Genomic DNA, 15115 nt, shown 5'->3' with positions numbered 1-15115 from the left:
GGACTGCTCATACATGATTACAGTTAGTAATGTAAGTTTACGATTTGGCGACCGAAAGTTATTTGAAGATGTGAATATTAAATTCACGCCTGGTAACTGTTATGGATTAATCGGCGCAAACGGTGCTGGAAAATCAACGTTTTTAAAAATTTTATCTGGTGAAATTGAATCTCAAACTGGTGATGTACATATGGGCCCTGGCGAACGCCTTGCTGTCTTAAAACAGAACCACTTCGAATATGAAGATCAAGAAGTTATGAAAACCGTTATTATGGGGCACGCTCGCCTTTATGAAGTAATGCAAGAAAAAGATGCTATTTATATGAAAGCAGACTTCACAGATGAAGACGGAATGAAAGCAGCTGAGCTTGAAGGTGAATTTGCTGAATTAAACGGTTGGGAAGCAGAATCAGAAGCAGCTATTCTTTTAAAAGGATTAGGTATTTCTGAAGATCTTCACGCCAAAAAAATGGCTGAACTAACGGGTAGTGAAAAAGTAAAAGTGCTTCTTGCACAAGCTTTATTCGGAAAACCTGATGTATTACTTTTAGATGAGCCTACGAATAACTTGGATATTCAAGCAATTCAATGGTTAGAAGAGTTCTTAATTAACTTTGAAAACACAGTCATCGTTGTATCTCATGACCGTCACTTCTTAAACAAAGTATGTACGCACATTGCTGACCTTGACTTCAGTAAAATCCAAGTCTACGTTGGTAACTATGATTTCTGGTATGAATCAAGTCAATTAGCACAAAAAATGGCGTCAGATGCGAACAAGAAAAAAGAAGAAAAAATTAAAGAGCTTCAAGCCTTTATCGCTCGCTTTAGCGCAAATGCATCGAAATCAAAACAAGCAACGTCTCGTAAAAAATTGCTTGATAAAATTTCATTAGATGACATCCGTCCTTCTTCTCGTCGCTATCCGTACGTGAACTTCACGCCGGAACGTGAGATTGGAAATGACGTACTTCGCGTTGAAGGTCTAACAAAAACAATTGACGGCGTAAAAGTACTTGATAACGTAAGCTTTATTATGAATAAAGATGATAAAATTGCTCTTGTAGGCCGCAACGAACTTGCAAATTCAACATTAATGAAGATTTTAATGGGTGAAATGGAAGCGGACAGCGGTACGTACAAATGGGGTGTCACAACGTCTCAAGCCTTTTTCCCTAAAGATAACTCCGAGTACTTTGAAAACGGAGACTTAAACTTAGTAGACTGGCTGCGTCAGTATTCACCTAATGACCAAAGCGAAAGCTTCTTACGCGGTTTCTTAGGCAGAATGCTATTCTCTGGTGAGGAAGTGTTGAAAAAAGCCAACGTTCTTTCCGGAGGAGAAAAAGTTCGCTGTATGCTTTCTAAAATGATGCTAAGCGGTTCAAACGTTCTTTTACTAGACGATCCTACGAATCACCTTGACTTAGAATCAATCACAGCACTAAATAATGGACTTATCAGCTACAAAGGTTCAATGATTTTCACATCTCATGACCATCAGTTCGTTGAAACGATTGCAAATCGTGTAATTGAAATTACGCCAAACGGAGTAATTGACAAGCAAATGACGTACGATGAGTATTTAGAAGACAGCAACCTGCAAAAACAAGTAGCTAGCATGTACGCTTAATAAAAAATCCCCTTTCTATAGAGAAAGGGGATTTTCTATATACGCACCTCTTGATTTAGCGATGACTTCGGAGAATACGTTAAAAACGCTAAGCTAGCAAATACTAGTGCTGCTCCGCATATGTTTACCAAAGTTAGAGATTCTCCTAAAAAAAAGACGCCAAGTAAAAAAGCGGTAACAGGCTCTGCTAGCGATAACGTCACGGCGGTAGACGCTTGCACCGACTTAAGCGCTGTAGAAAATAATACATAAGCAAGCGCCGTCGTAAGTATTCCTAAGTGAAGAGCGATGCCTATTCCATTTAAAGAGGCTAGCCAGCTCATATCATACATAAACCAGCATGGAATCAGTAAAACAGCGGCGGCTGTAAACACAAGCGAAGCTCCTACTTGCGGATCAACATGCTGAACAATTTTTTTATTAACAGTCGTATAGCAAGCAAAAGACGTCCCTGCTCCTATAGCCATACCCAAACCTATCACGTCGATTTGAGTATCTTTTTTTAACAACAAGCAGCTGCACCCTATAATACCAGTAACCGTAGCAAGCAACCATTTTTTTGTAGGTTTCTTGCGGTACACTATGTAATCTAATACTCCTGATAAAACAGGCGCACTGCCGATTGCCACCATTGTTCCTACTGCAACACCCGTTTCAATGACAGCTGAAAAAAATAAAGGCTGATAAGCGGCCATACTTGCTGCAGCAACCGTAAGAGGCAGAATAGGAAGGCGTCTTAGGTCCACTTTCTTTCTTTGAATAAGACAAGCTGAAAAAAGTGACAGCCCCCCTACAGCTAAACGCACGGCTCCAATCGCCACAGAATGCGCTTCAGCAGATGCTAAAGCTTGGGCAGTCCCTGTTGTTCCCCATAGTACAGCTGCACATAATATAAGTATTTTTGATAATGAAGTATTCATATTTCCATCTCCTTTCTTTTATCATAACTAAAAGAAAGAAAAAAGTTTTTCCGCTTTTATGATCTTATTTGTCTGTTTTTAAGATACTTCGATATTGCGTGGGTGAGACTCCTTCTTGCTTTGCAAACCATTTAGTGAATGAAGACAAGCTGTGATAGCCGACTTCATGCGCAATATACGTTACCGAGTAGCTGCTCTCTTTTAACAGTTCTTTTGCTTTATTTAAACGTATACGCGTTACATAGCTTTGAGGCGAATAGCCCGTTTTTTGTTTAAACCAAGCAGAAAAATAGGCAGGATGATAATTTTCCAGCTTAGCAAGACTTTCTATGTTTAGCTCTTGATTAAAGTTAGCATGAAGATAATCAATGGATTTAAACGTTTGTTTCTTTGGTAAATAATGCTGAACGTAACGGACTAAATCTTCAAGCGCCCCTCTGTCAGTGCTTTTTTGAAGCTCATCAAGTAAAAGGTAGCGAATTGCTTTCCACGTTGAATCCCATTGAATAAACGCTGCTTGTTGAGAAAGATGCGCACTTTCTGTAAATTTCAACGGAATATCAACGACCAGACATTCATTCGTATTTTTAGCTTGATACGTATGAAGCTGACGAGGCGGAATGTAAAAGCATCCTTCTTGCAGCGTTAAGTGCTGCTCACTTGCTTGAATATCAAGAGCACCTGCTAGCGGAAACAAAAGCTGACTGTAGTTATGATCATGAGTATGAGGTGAATAGCTGTAGGCTCTTTTTTCGCAAATAATTTCACGTAGCGTATCCATTTTGTACTCCTTTCCTTACTCTCTACCTCACAGAATCTTTTCTACACCATTCAAAACCGTTTCAAGTGCCTTTAACGATTCCGCGGGAGTATACAAAACGTCCAATGAATGGTCGGCATTTTCAATCACTTCAATATTCATTGTGTTTGTTTTTAATTGATAAACTTCTTCAGTATAATAGTGATCACGAGTTCCTATTGCAATAAGACCTTTATGAGTGCTTTCTAGTAAACTTTCAAACAGTTCCGGTCTGGTTAAAAGCGGCGTCAGTAAAAGCATCACTGCATCTTTGTAGACTTCATCTTTCATAACTCGCTGAATCAGCGGAATGGTACCCAGCGATTTTCCTGCAAATATGATATTTTTATAGTCATTATGAGATAAAACGTCCTGCAGCACTAAGTCAATGTCTTTCATCATAACGTCTGCAATCTCATCTGTAGACTTTGTCATCAGCTCTTTTGAATATGTATAGTGAATCTGAACCACGTCAATTCCGTGTTTTAACATCAGCATCGTTACATAATACAACAGCGGCTTTTCGTACGTATAGCCCAGACCGGAAAACATAAAGCAAATGCGAGGCCCTCCTGTTTTAATATGTGTATAGGTTACCTTATTAGTTTGGCTGCTTACACTTTTTTGATCTACGTGCATGTCACTCCTCCTTTTTAAATATTCTAACATTTAATTTCATAAAAAAACCCCATCTTTTCTTAAAAAGATGAGGGTTGAGGAAATAGCTCTGCAAGCAGTTCATAAGACTTCTTTTTTGCTTCATAATCATGGATATTTGTAATCACTAAAAATTCGTCGTTATCGTATTTTTGCTGCAGCCCGATTAATCCTTGTTTTACTTCAGCTGGATTTCCTACGATCATACGAGGACGATTGTTGCTTATTTTTTTGAGCTCTTCTTCTGAATAAGAACGATTGCGCACTTCTTCTATGGATGACACCGTTGTATCTCCGCCTTTAGCTACTTTCAACAACCAATCATCTAACGTTTTGGCATGCTGCTCGGCTTCTTCTGTTGTTTCTGCACATACAACAAATACGCATACGTTGGTGTTAGGCTGTGATTGATACGAAGAAGCGATAAATTCTTGTTTATAATGACGAATGGCTTCTTGTCCACCAACTGAGTAAATGAAATGTCCAAACGTAAAAGAGATGCCCAGCTCAGCAGCCGACCTTGCTCCTCTTTTATTAATGCCAAGATGCCACAGTTCCGGCTTTGTTTCACTTAACGGATAAGCCGTCACGCCGTAATACGGATGATCAGACGGCAAATTGTGCTCAAGATGTCCTTTTAACGCTTGAATTTGCCGCGGGAATTCATTGAGGCTTTTACGGACTCCATCTGTCAGCGCTAGCCGAGTCAGCGCATCTCCTCCCGGTGACCGTCCAAGACCTAAGTCAATTCGATTCGGAAACAGATTTTCAAGCAGCTGAGCGTCTTCTGCTACTTTATACGGACTGTATTGAGGAAGAAGGACTCCTCCAGACCCAATTCTGATTCGGCTCGTGTGAGAAGCTAAGTGCGTCATTAAAAGTGTCGGAGATGAGCCTGCAAGACCGTTCGTATTATGATGTTCCGCTACCCAAAAGCGATGGTAGCCCAACTCTTCCGTTAATTTAGCCAGCTCTACCGTGCGTTTTAACGCTTCCTTTGGTGTTGATCCGCTTGAAACAGGAGACTGATCCAATACGCTTAGCTTAATCATAGGTGATTCTTCCTTTCGATTTTCAATTTCTATTGTCTCTATTGTAGGAGAAAAATATGAATCCGTCTTGAAATTTGCTTCACTCTCATAAAAAAAGCAAACGCTAAGGCGCGTTTGCTTTTTCTTTTTCTTATTTTGCTTCGTGCATTTCTTTCACACGCTTATCGCTCGGTAACAGCCATGTTAGCAGTCCTAAAATTGGAAGATAGCTGCAAAACAGCATAATAAACTGAAGGCTGAAGACATCAGCTAATTTACCGAATACAACAGCTCCTAAAGCTCCCATTCCAAAAGCAAGACCTACAATTAAGCCGGAAACCAAGCCGATTTTCCCTGGCATCAGCTCCTGAGCGTAGACGACCGTAACGCTGAAACTTGACTGAAGAATAAAGCCGATTAGTACTAAAAGAGGTGCTGCCACTCCTAGAGAAACATGGGGGAGTAATAAAGTAAACGGTACTGACCCTAACATAGAAAATAATAAAATATTTCGTTTTCCGAAACGATCGGCAAGCGGACCTCCAAAGAATGTTCCAAATACCCCTGCAATCATAAATAAAAAAACGTAAAGCTGAGCACTTTTGATAGGCAAATTAAATTTTTCAATGATATAAAACTGAAAGAAATTAAGGATGCCTGCCCCGTACCATGAACGTGCAAAAACAAGAAAAATTAAAAGTCCAACCGCAAAAATAATTTGCTTGTTCATCGTAAATGAAGCATCTGACTGCTTTTTCTTCAGGCGTTGACGAGTAGCTAACTCCGATTTGTACCATTTAGACACGCTGTACAAAACCACTACGCCGATACCTGCAATTAGCGTAAACCAAATCGTTCCAAACTGACCAAGTCCGATAAAGATAAATGCCGTAAATAGCGGAGCCATCGACTGTCCTGTATTTCCGCCAACTTGATAAATAGACTGCGCCAGCCCCCGTTTTCCTCCTGCTGCCATATATGCTACGCGAGAACCTTCCGGATGAAAAATAGCGGAGCCAAATCCTACAAATAAGACAGATATAATCACAAAATAAAAATTTGGCGCTAAAGCGAGCCCAACCATACCAATCATGCTTAAACACATTGCAATTGGCAATAAAAATGGCGAGGGACGCTTATCGGCAAATACGCCGAATACCGGCTGCATGATCGATGACGTCATGTTTAAAGCAAAGGCAATCCAGCCGATTTGCGTGTAGTTTAAATTCATCGATTTTTCAAGGACAGGAAAAAGTGCCGGTATAACGGACTGCATACAATCATTTAGGAAATGTCCTAAACTAATAGCAAATAAAATACGATAAATCGTTGCCGGCTGCGCTTGCTGCGTTCGTGCTGCTGCTTGCATTCATAACCCTTCTTTCTTAATTTAATCTACATTATAATTGTTAAAGTCTTACAATGTCTTTTTCTATTATACAGTGAAAGTTAAGATTGTAGTTGTTTTCTTTTTTATAAAAAAGGGAAAATTACCTGCGAGGTGAGAACAGTGAAAAAACATGTGCATATGATTGTAGACGGACGCGTTCAAGGGGTTGGGTTCCGTCACTATACGCAGCTAAAGGCAATGGAATGCTCCATTAACGGATGGGTACGAAATCGAGACGATCAAAAAGTCGAAATTGATGCTGAAGGTGAAGAAAGTAACATCCAAAAATTTATTGAAGAAGTTAAAAAAGGTCCCTCACCGTTCGCTTCTGTTAGCAATGTGGAAGTAAAGGTAGTAAACACACCTTCCCACACCCATTCTTTTCGCGTAAAGTACAGTTAAAAAACTCGCTAAATCAAGATAATTTTTGATAAAATGGAAAAGTAAGCGATTTTATATCATCTACATATAAGGGGGAAAAAACGATGGTTGAAAACAAAATTGTGTTAATTACAGGTGCAGCTCAAGGTATTGGTTATCAAATTGGTGAGCGCTTCGCTGAAGACGGAGCGACTGTTGTCTTAACTGACTTAAATGAAGATGGAGTTAAGAAAGCAGCAGACAAATTGAAGACAAAAGGCTACGAAGCATTAGGCATTAAAGCAGATGTGACAAAGGAAAGTGATATTGAACAAATGATTGCTCAAACGGTTGAAACATATGGCCGCCTTGACGTGTTGATTAACAATGCCGGCATGCAATTTGTTTCCCCGCTCGAAGAATTTCCTACTGAAAAATTTGAACTTTTAACGAAAATTATGCTTGTTGCACCTTTTGTTGCGACTAAGCATGCGTTTCCTATTATGAAAAAGCAAAAATTCGGCCGCATTTTGAACATGTCCTCCATTAACGGATTGATTGGTTTCTCAGGAAAAGCGGCATACAACAGCGCTAAGCACGGCGTGATTGGCTTAACGAAAGTTGCTGCTCTTGAAGGTGCAGAGCACGGTATTACGGTAAATGCGATTTGCCCTGGTTATGTTGATACGCCGCTTGTACAAAATCAATTAAAAGATTTGGCACGTACGCGAAATGTAGCGCTTGAAAAAGTACTTGAAGAAGTCATTTATCCTCTTGTTCCTCAAAAACGCTTGCTTGCAGTTGATGAAATTGCAGATTATGCAATGTTTTTAGCAAGTGATTTAGCAAAAGGCGTAACCGGCCAAGCTGCTGTGATTGATGGTGGATATACGGCTCAATAAAAAAAGAGTGTCAGTTAGACTGGCACTCTTTTTTTATTTATTTAATTTCGAATTCTCCTAAAGAACCTGTCGTCCGACCTGCTTTCACTGCTTCTGCGTATAAATAATACGTTCCCGCTGGAAGAGCTTCACCATTAATCTTTCCGTCCCACGTTGCGCTAGAGAATCCTTTTCCTACATTCGTATACGAACTTAACAATTCCCCTTTTTCTAGGGCTGCATCGTAAATGTAATAGCTAAGCTTCTCTGCTCCTCCTGGTAAATAACTGCCGTATTCAAATGAGCCATTTCCAAGTACATCTACATAAGCAGAAGTAACGCGAGGATAGTCCGGCTCTTTTACAAATAAGATCGTTGGAACATCATACGTTTCTTTATTGTTACTTACGGTAATTGTCCCTTCGTAATAGCCAGGAGACAATTTCCCTGCATCTACTTTTACATTTAGGTTTACTTTTTGTGTCTTCCCTGCATTAATCATTAAATCATTTGTTGATTTAACGTCAATTGCTTGATGGCTTTTCTTAAATTTTACTTTGACCGAGTATTTTTGACTGTGATTTGATAGATTTTTAATCTTAAAGCTTTGTTTTTCTACTTGTTTCCCTTTATCTTTATAAAAGACACCGTACGAGTGACTTCCTGGGGTAATAAGCGTCTTCGCTTTAATTGCATCTACTACGCGCATGCTTCCTGCACCTTGCGTATTATGAGGGTAAATGAGCCCATTGCGGTCACGAAGAAGTTCTGTTGTGTTCATTAAAGATGCTTTTACGTCTTCTACTTTATAATTTGGATGTGCCTGTAAAATTAACGCTGCTGCTCCTGCTACGTGCGGTGCCGCCATACTTGTTCCTTGTTTTGATCCATATCCATGAGGGTTGCTTGGATCATTGGTTGGCACCGTACTGATGATATCGACTCCCGGTGCCGAAATGTCCGGCTTAATCATCCACGTATCTACAACCGGTCCGCGAGATGAAAAATCAGCCATTGTTTCATCGACCGTCTGATTAAAGGTTGCAGTAAAAGAGCCCGTGACGGATCCTTTCGCTAAAGAAGCTACCAAAGCTTGGCCGTCTGCTTTTGATAAACGAATACTTGGCAGAGATGTACCTGGAATATCAGGGATTGTTCCTTCTACGTTGTTGTAAATGACCGTTGCAGCAGCACCGGCTTTTTTCGCATTGTCAACTTTATCTACAAACGCGATGTCGCCGCGAGAAATAACCGCTACTTTTCCTTTTACATCCTTTCCTTCAAAGTCTTCTGGTTTTCCTAGTCCGACAGGTACAAATTCATAATTTTTACCGCTTGCATCCAGTAATGCCTTGTCATTTGGAAAGCCCATTACTTCAGCAGAAGCATAGCTTGCGTTATCTACAGTTAATGTCGTTTTATACAAATTGTAAGGAAGCTGAGTCGCACCAACTGAAATAGCTTCACGTGACGTTCCCGGAGAGCCTACTGTCCAGTTAGCTGGTCCACTGTTTCCATTTGATGTAACAGCTACTACCCCTTCTTCCATTGCCCAATCTAACGCAATACTCGTTGCCAAGTCCGGATTATTAATCGTATCTCCAAGCGACAGGTTCATTACATCCGCCCCGTCTTCTACCGCACGTTCAATACCGGCGATCACGTCTTCCGTTGTACCCGTTCCTCCTGGACCTAGTACACGATAAGCAAGTAAATGAGCATCAGGAGCCACCCCTTTAATTTTCCCGTCCGCTGCAATTGTACCCGCTACGTGCGTACCGTGCGTTGTCGCTTCGCCTTTTGGATCTCCAGCCGGCGTTTCTTGAGGGTCTTTGTCATCGTCGACAAAATCCCATCCTTTATATTTCTCAAACGCTGATTTTAAATCCGGGTGGTCGTAATCAACGCCTGTATCGATAACGGCTACGGTCATATTTTTACCTGTATATCCTGATTTCCACGCTTGATCTGCTCCTACATAGTAAATGCTTTTATCCATTTCAGAACCGTATTCTTCGGCGCTCACTTCTTTCGATTTCACTTCTGTTGTATGATATTCAACGCTTGGATAAATAGCTTTTACTCCCGGTAAACTTGCTACTTTTTCAAGGTCACTAGCGGGAAGTTCCGCTGAAAATCCGGAAAACACCTGGTCATATTCACGCTTTACTTTTGAAGTTTTAGAAGCTTTTGAAAGCTCTTTTTTCACTTCGTCACGCGCTTTTTTAATCTTTCCTTTACTTTGCGCTACTCCTTTTTTCTTTGCTTCCGCTACAGACTCTTCATTTAACTCCACAATAACTTTTACTTTTTTAGCCGACTTTAAATTATAGTCTCCTTGAATTTTAACTAGTGATGGTTCAAGAGCCGGCTTTGAATTCCCGTTAGCAGATGCTCCCATTGCAAAAGAAGATAAAGCAACCGAAAATGCTACTGTACTCAATACAGCCCGAATTGATACTTTTTTCATCGTTTTGTCCTCTCCATTTCTCTCTATAATTCACGCAACTATGTATGTCTTCATCCCCAGAACATACGCATCTTTTACTTAGCTTGTGAGCTAAAAATTAGAATAGTATGGAAGTTCTATATATTACTATAAAATCCTTGAGTCTATTGAATCATTTTGTATATTCCTGCAAACTGAGTACTAATGCTCAAAAAATGAAGAATTTTGTCTGTTTATCGTCTTTTCATAACTTTTTTATTCCTAAAATTATGAATGGATTAGATGAATATACAAGAATACTGACGAATTTCTGTTAATTTAGCTATTTCTATCAGGGACTCATTCCTACTTTCTCTTCGATTACCTATAAGGTTTTTTATTATTTTAAGAAAATTGTTCTTATGAGCGTTTTTTTATCTTATAACTTATTATTTAGAACATAGTTTAATTTAATATGAAATATCGCACTTAATTAAATGAAATTTTTAAAAATTACGAATAATAAAAGTAGTTCGTGCAGATACTAACGTCAACGCTCGCAAAAAGGGAGGCATGATTATGATAGATTTAAATTTCATCCTACTCATCCTTGATCTTCTCTCATCTCTTGTCACTATTGGCATCTACTTTACAACCAAGTAAGTAACTAACCTTCTCTTTACTCTTCTATCGTATGTACTTAAGCTATTAAAAAAAGAAGCAAGCCAATTTTTACTGGCTTGCTTCAGCTATATAATAAAGTAGTTAAAGTGGAAGGGATTTATCCGCGTCTTCCGCCTCTGCCACCTCGTTTTGACTCAGTGCTGCGTTTTAGTGTAGATAAATTATCTTCACTATCTTTTAAGAAACGCGCCATTTTTTGTTCGAAGTTTTCCTTAGGTTGGAAGTTGCTTTTAGAACGATTATCATTATTTCTTGCCTGACGTGGCGGACGTTGTGAATAAGAAGATGAGGGTCTTTCAGGTTTATCTATTGCTTTTTTAATCGATAATCCAATTTTTCCGTCTTTCTCATTAACGACTTTCACTTCAATTTCTTGACCAACTTTAAGATGGTCATTAATGTCTTTTACATAGCTGTCAGCTACCTCACTAATATGTACAAGCCCAGTTTGACCTCCAGGTAATTCTACAAATGCTCCAAAATTAGTAATACCTGTTACTTTACCTTGTACCTTGCTACCTACTTCAACTGCCATAAAAAATGTTCCTCCTCAATAATATTAAAAGCACTTCATTATACCAAAGTGCGTAAGAATAACAAAGTGTGTATGAGAAAACAATTCGTTAAATTACACTTTTCCCCCCAATTTTTTGTTTTATGAAAGAAATCATTCACAATAATGCCCATATTAGATATCCCTAATATGGGCATTTCTCTCATTTCCACCATTCATCAAACATACTAGCCGGTAACTGACGTTTATGTTCCGTAATACGATAGCGCTGTTCAATTTTTCCAGCGGCTTCTTGTGATACTTCTTTTCCTTCCAAATAATCGTCTAGTTCATCATAAGAAATTCCCAGTTCCGTTTCATCAGATTGACCAGGACTATTATCTAACAAGTCAGCTGTTGGTACTTTTTCGTACAATCGCTTATCTGCACCTAATTCTTTTAACAATGCTTTTCCTTGACGTTTTGTTAATCCCGTTAGAGGCAGCACGTCTGCTCCGCCATCTCCGTATTTTGTAAAAAAGCCTGTTACTGCTTCTGCTGCATGATCGGTTCCGATAACTAAAAGGCCGTTTTCTCCTCCGATTGCATACTGTACAATCATACGCGTACGTGCTTTGACATTTCCTTTATGAAAATCAGACAGCGCTATATCTGTCGCACCTGTAAACGAACTTTCAAATGCTTCCACCGTGTTTTTAATATTAAATGTATATGTTTCATTAGGTTTAATAAATTCTAGTGACGCCTTCGCATCTGCTTCGTCATGCTGCGTGCCATGAGGCAAGCGAACGGCTACAAATTTTGCTTCGTATTCTTCTTTTCGCAATTCTTCTACAGCAATCTGCGCTAATCGTCCAGCTAAGCTAGAGTCCTGCCCTCCGCTTATACCTAATACAAAGCCTTTTGCATTTGCTGACTTTAGGTAGGTTTTTAGAAAATCAACGCGGGCACGGATTTCTTGTGCTGGATCAATTTCAGATTTCACATGTAGCTCTTTTCTTATTTTTTCTTGCATGTCTGACATGATACATGCTCTCCTTCCATTATATGTAGATTTCTTACTGATACAATCCATGTTTTTTACTATAAAAATAACAGAGATCAGGCATTAAATATCTTGGCTCTCCGCCTCGGGCAAATTCTTGACGAATATAAGTAGAGCTGATTTCCATCGCTAGCCCCTTATCAAGAAGCTGAAACCGCCCGTCGTCATAATTTCGAAGCAAAGGAGAATGACTAATAGCTTTCAACATGTCTATTCCCTCTCTTGCCATGATGATAAACTGGTTTTCACTTATAAGTTCATCTGCTTTCTTCCACTTGCCCTCACCAATATCTTGCAGTAAATCGGCTCCCATAATAAAAAATAAGTCAGCGTGTGGGAGCAATTTTTTAAAGTGCTCCATAGTGTAGTATGTGTAATGATAGCCGGGCAATACGTCTAGCTCATACGTATCGAGCAAAAATTTCGGGTTGTCTTTAATCGCTAAGCTAACCATATTTACACGATGTTCATCGGACGTTTGGAGCTTTTTATCTGTCCGTTTGTGCGATGAAGGCAAGAAGATAATAGCATCTAACTTCTTTCGATGCGCAACCGTTGATGCCGTCCAAAGATGAACATTGGTAACCGGATCAAAAGAAGAACCATAAATTCCAATTTTCGCTCCTTTTTCTAAAAGCTTATCTATTTTCTTATCAGGGTTTAGCTGTTGAAAATAAGCAAGCGTATCTGACATGTCCCCAGCTCCCTACTATTTTTTATTTAGGGCTTCCGCTACTTTTTGTTTTACGTACGCAATTTGACGCGTTTTATTTCCCCAACATTTTTCGCTTAAATCTACTGGATATTCTTCAGGATTGCGCGTGCGCTTATATTCATCCCAAAGCAGCTCTAAATTATCTTTTACGTACTGCTGAATTTCCTGAAGTTCTTCTGTTTCATACACAAGCTTTCCGTTTACAAAGATATCATGATGGAGTTCTTTTGCCTCAAAATTTGTGACAAATTTACTGATAAACGTATGAACAGGATGGAACATTTTTAAACGTTCTTCGCTTTGAGGATCTTCGTCTTCCATCGTGATATAATCCCCTTCAGATTTTCCATTCAAATTATTAATAATACGATATACGCGCTTTAACCCTGGAGTACTCACTTTCTCAGGATTTGCGCTAATTTTAATCGTATCCATCATCTCGCCATTTTCTCCTTCAATAGAGACAAGTTTATACACTGCACCAAGCGCCGGCTGATCATATGCAGTAATGAGCTTCGTGCCAATTCCCCACATGTCTATTTGTGCTCCTTGCGACTTTAAATGCATAATCGTATCTTCATCTAAATCGTTGGAAGCAACAATTTTTGTCTCTGTAAACCCTGCTTCATCTAACATTTGACGAGCTTTTTTAGATAAATATGTTAAATCGCCGCTGTCTAAACGAATCGCTGTAAAATTAATTTTATCGCCTAATTCTTTTGCTACTTTAATGGCGTTGGGAACTCCTGATTTTAACGTATCGTACGTATCAACTAGAAACACGCAGTTTTTGTGGCGACGAGCGTATTTATGAAATGCAATATATTCGTCCTTATAAGCTTGCACCATGGCATGGGCATGCGTTCCTGCAACTGGAATTCCAAATTTCTTTCCTGCTCGCACGTTAGAAGTAGCACCAAATCCGCCAATATAGGCTGCTCTTGTTCCCCAAATAGCAGCATCCATTTCTTGAGCGCGTCGTGTTCCAAACTCCATTGCTACTTGATCGCCTACTACATGTTTGATTCGAGCTGCTTTCGTCGCAATCAGCGTTTGGTAATTCACAATATTTAAAATCGCTGTTTCTACGAGCTGAGCTTCAATTAATGGTGCCTCTACACGTAAAATTGGTTCATTGTGAAACACAAGCTCACCTTCACGCATACATCGAATTGTTCCCGTAAATGTAAGGTCTTTTAAGTAAGCTAAATAATCTTCTTTAAAACCTAATTCTTCGTGCAAGTAGGTTAAATCTGATTCGCTAAATTTAAATGCTTTAATATATTCAATAATTCTTTCTAATCCAGCAAAAACAGCATACCCATTCCCAAAAGGAAGTTTGCGGAAGAAAACTTCAAAAACAGCCTTTTTTTGATGAATGTTATCTTCCCAGTACGTTTCTCCCATATTAATTTGATATAAATCCGTGTGTAGCATTACGCTGTCATCTGTAAACATATTCATTGATTTCCTCCACTTTTATGTCCTTAAATAATTTTTGCCCCGAGGCAAGATTTAAAATGTTCAAGCGCCCACTCATGACCTTTTTGATTAAAACTTGCTACGGCTTTTTCATAGATATAAATAGCAAATCCTTTATTATAGGCATCTACTGCCGTATGAAGTACACAGATGTCCGTACATACACCTGCTAAGTAGACATCGGTAATTTGTCTTTCTCGCAGTTTAATCTCCAGATCTGTTCCAGCAAATGCGCTGTATCTCGTTTTATTCATCCATTCTACATTTGCCTTTGATTGATACAGGTTATATAAATCATTTAACTTTCCGTATAGCTTTCTTCCTGCAGAACCTTCAATATTATGAGGCGGAAACAGCGTTGATTCTGGATGCAAGGAATCATTTTCTTTATGAAAATCAATGGCAAACACGACATACTCGTCTTGCTCAATAAATTGACGCGTGATATCGTTTATGGATGTTTCAATGTGTCGCCCTGGTTCTCCGCATGTCAAAGCTCCGTTTTTAGCTACAAAATCATTTGTATAATCGATGTTAATCAGTGCTTTTTTCATTATGTTTCCCCCTCATAAGTAA

At 39.2% G+C, this 15115-nt stretch carries 14 protein-coding genes; 3 read left to right on the top strand and 11 right to left on the bottom strand.

Annotation, left to right across the window (positions count from 1 at the left end; translation table 11 throughout):
- The first annotated feature begins 13 nt into the window (after positions 1–13).
- Positions 14–1633: an ABC-F family ATP-binding cassette domain-containing protein gene (locus tag MMB68_RS11900; protein WP_013083037.1), complete on the top strand. Its 1620-nt coding sequence runs from the start codon at positions 14–16 to the stop codon at positions 1631–1633.
- 35 nt (positions 1634–1668) lie between these two features.
- Here MMB68_RS11900 and MMB68_RS11895 read toward each other — a convergent pair whose 3' ends face one another.
- The 5 genes from MMB68_RS11895 to MMB68_RS11875 form a co-directional block, all read right to left on the bottom strand.
- Positions 1669–2553: a DMT family transporter gene (locus MMB68_RS11895; protein ID WP_221783015.1), complete on the bottom strand. Its 885-nt coding sequence runs from the start codon at positions 2551–2553 to the stop codon at positions 1669–1671.
- Positions 2554–2617: 64 nt separating this feature from the next.
- Positions 2618–3334: a helix-turn-helix transcriptional regulator gene (locus MMB68_RS11890; protein WP_221783014.1), complete on the bottom strand. Its 717-nt coding sequence runs from the start codon at positions 3332–3334 to the stop codon at positions 2618–2620.
- Positions 3335–3361: 27 nt separating this feature from the next.
- Positions 3362–3991: an alpha/beta family hydrolase gene (locus MMB68_RS11885; protein ID WP_221783012.1), complete on the bottom strand. Its 630-nt coding sequence runs from the start codon at positions 3989–3991 to the stop codon at positions 3362–3364.
- A 59-nt stretch (positions 3992–4050) separates the two neighbouring features.
- Positions 4051–5061 carry an LLM class flavin-dependent oxidoreductase gene (locus MMB68_RS11880; protein WP_221783010.1) on the bottom strand — a complete coding sequence of 337 codons (1011 nt, stop codon included), beginning with the start codon at positions 5059–5061 and terminating at the stop codon, positions 4051–4053.
- A gap of 130 nt (positions 5062–5191) precedes the next feature.
- Positions 5192–6409, bottom strand: a complete 1218-nt coding sequence (locus tag MMB68_RS11875; protein WP_013083032.1) for an MFS transporter — start codon at positions 6407–6409, stop codon at positions 5192–5194.
- Positions 6410–6550: 141 nt separating this feature from the next.
- On the opposite strand from MMB68_RS11875, the gene MMB68_RS11870 reads away from it, so the two are divergent.
- Together MMB68_RS11870 and MMB68_RS11865 are read left to right on the top strand one after the other, a co-directional pair.
- Positions 6551–6832 carry an acylphosphatase gene (locus tag MMB68_RS11870; RefSeq protein WP_153255291.1) on the top strand — a complete coding sequence of 94 codons (282 nt, stop codon included), beginning with the start codon at positions 6551–6553 and terminating at the stop codon, positions 6830–6832.
- Between the two features lie 83 nt (positions 6833–6915).
- Complete coding sequence (locus MMB68_RS11865; RefSeq protein WP_025752250.1) at positions 6916–7692, top strand: 3-hydroxybutyrate dehydrogenase; 777 nt, start codon at positions 6916–6918, stop codon at positions 7690–7692.
- Positions 7693–7729: 37 nt separating this feature from the next.
- Here the strand turns inward: MMB68_RS11865 and MMB68_RS11860 are convergent, their stop codons facing one another.
- From MMB68_RS11860 to MMB68_RS11835, 6 genes are all read right to left on the bottom strand, one after another.
- Positions 7730–10141 (bottom strand): S8 family serine peptidase, encoded by a 2412-nt coding sequence (locus MMB68_RS11860; RefSeq protein ID WP_277548871.1) that lies wholly within the window; start codon positions 10139–10141, stop codon positions 7730–7732.
- Between the two features lie 739 nt (positions 10142–10880).
- The gene (locus MMB68_RS11855) at positions 10881–11318 is read right to left on the bottom strand and encodes a S1 domain-containing RNA-binding protein (RefSeq protein ID WP_013056909.1); all 438 of its coding nucleotides are present in this window, start codon (positions 11316–11318) and stop codon (positions 10881–10883) included.
- 181 nt (positions 11319–11499) lie between these two features.
- Positions 11500–12321, bottom strand: coding sequence for an ammonia-dependent NAD(+) synthetase (gene nadE, locus MMB68_RS11850; RefSeq protein WP_277548870.1), 822 nt, complete (start codon positions 12319–12321; stop codon positions 11500–11502).
- Positions 12322–12355: 34 nt separating this feature from the next.
- Complete coding sequence (nadD, locus tag MMB68_RS11845; RefSeq protein WP_014460242.1) at positions 12356–13036, bottom strand: nicotinate (nicotinamide) nucleotide adenylyltransferase; 681 nt, start codon at positions 13034–13036, stop codon at positions 12356–12358.
- A gap of 15 nt (positions 13037–13051) precedes the next feature.
- Positions 13052–14521 carry a nicotinate phosphoribosyltransferase gene (locus MMB68_RS11840; RefSeq protein ID WP_277548868.1) on the bottom strand — a complete coding sequence of 490 codons (1470 nt, stop codon included), beginning with the start codon at positions 14519–14521 and terminating at the stop codon, positions 13052–13054.
- Positions 14522–14544: 23 nt separating this feature from the next.
- A complete protein-coding gene (locus MMB68_RS11835; RefSeq protein WP_221783003.1) occupies positions 14545–15093 on the bottom strand; it encodes a cysteine hydrolase family protein in 549 nt (182 codons plus the stop codon).
- Positions 15094–15115: the final 22 nt, after the last annotated feature.

The organism is Priestia sp. Y58 (assembly GCF_029522095.1).
Lineage (GTDB): Bacteria > Bacillota > Bacilli > Bacillales > Bacillaceae_H > Priestia > Priestia megaterium_E.
Note: the sequence above shows the minus strand (reverse complement) of the source record. Positions and strands in the feature narration are given on the sequence as shown.

Coding starts and splice junctions, on each gene's coding strand:
- MMB68_RS11855 (WP_013056909.1), bottom strand. CDS start 11,318: ATGGCAGTTGAAGTAGGTAGCAAGGTACAAGGTAAAGTAACAGGTATT.
- MMB68_RS11885 (WP_221783012.1), bottom strand. CDS start 3,991: ATGCACGTAGATCAAAAAAGTGTAAGCAGCCAAACTAATAAGGTAACC.
- MMB68_RS11865 (WP_025752250.1), top strand. CDS start 6,916: ATGGTTGAAAACAAAATTGTGTTAATTACAGGTGCAGCTCAAGGTATT.
- MMB68_RS11835 (WP_221783003.1), bottom strand. CDS start 15,093: ATGAAAAAAGCACTGATTAACATCGATTATACAAATGATTTTGTAGCT.
- MMB68_RS11875 (WP_013083032.1), bottom strand. CDS start 6,409: ATGCAAGCAGCAGCACGAACGCAGCAAGCGCAGCCGGCAACGATTTAT.
- MMB68_RS11890 (WP_221783014.1), bottom strand. CDS start 3,334: ATGGATACGCTACGTGAAATTATTTGCGAAAAAAGAGCCTACAGCTAT.
- nadD (WP_014460242.1), bottom strand. CDS start 13,036: ATGTCAGATACGCTTGCTTATTTTCAACAGCTAAACCCTGATAAGAAA.
- MMB68_RS11895 (WP_221783015.1), bottom strand. CDS start 2,553: ATGAATACTTCATTATCAAAAATACTTATATTATGTGCAGCTGTACTA.
- nadE (WP_277548870.1), bottom strand. CDS start 12,321: ATGTCAGACATGCAAGAAAAAATAAGAAAAGAGCTACATGTGAAATCT.
- MMB68_RS11860 (WP_277548871.1), bottom strand. CDS start 10,141: ATGAAAAAAGTATCAATTCGGGCTGTATTGAGTACAGTAGCATTTTCG.
- MMB68_RS11880 (WP_221783010.1), bottom strand. CDS start 5,061: ATGATTAAGCTAAGCGTATTGGATCAGTCTCCTGTTTCAAGCGGATCA.
- MMB68_RS11840 (WP_277548868.1), bottom strand. CDS start 14,521: ATGAATATGTTTACAGATGACAGCGTAATGCTACACACGGATTTATAT.
- MMB68_RS11900 (WP_013083037.1), top strand. CDS start 14: ATGATTACAGTTAGTAATGTAAGTTTACGATTTGGCGACCGAAAGTTA.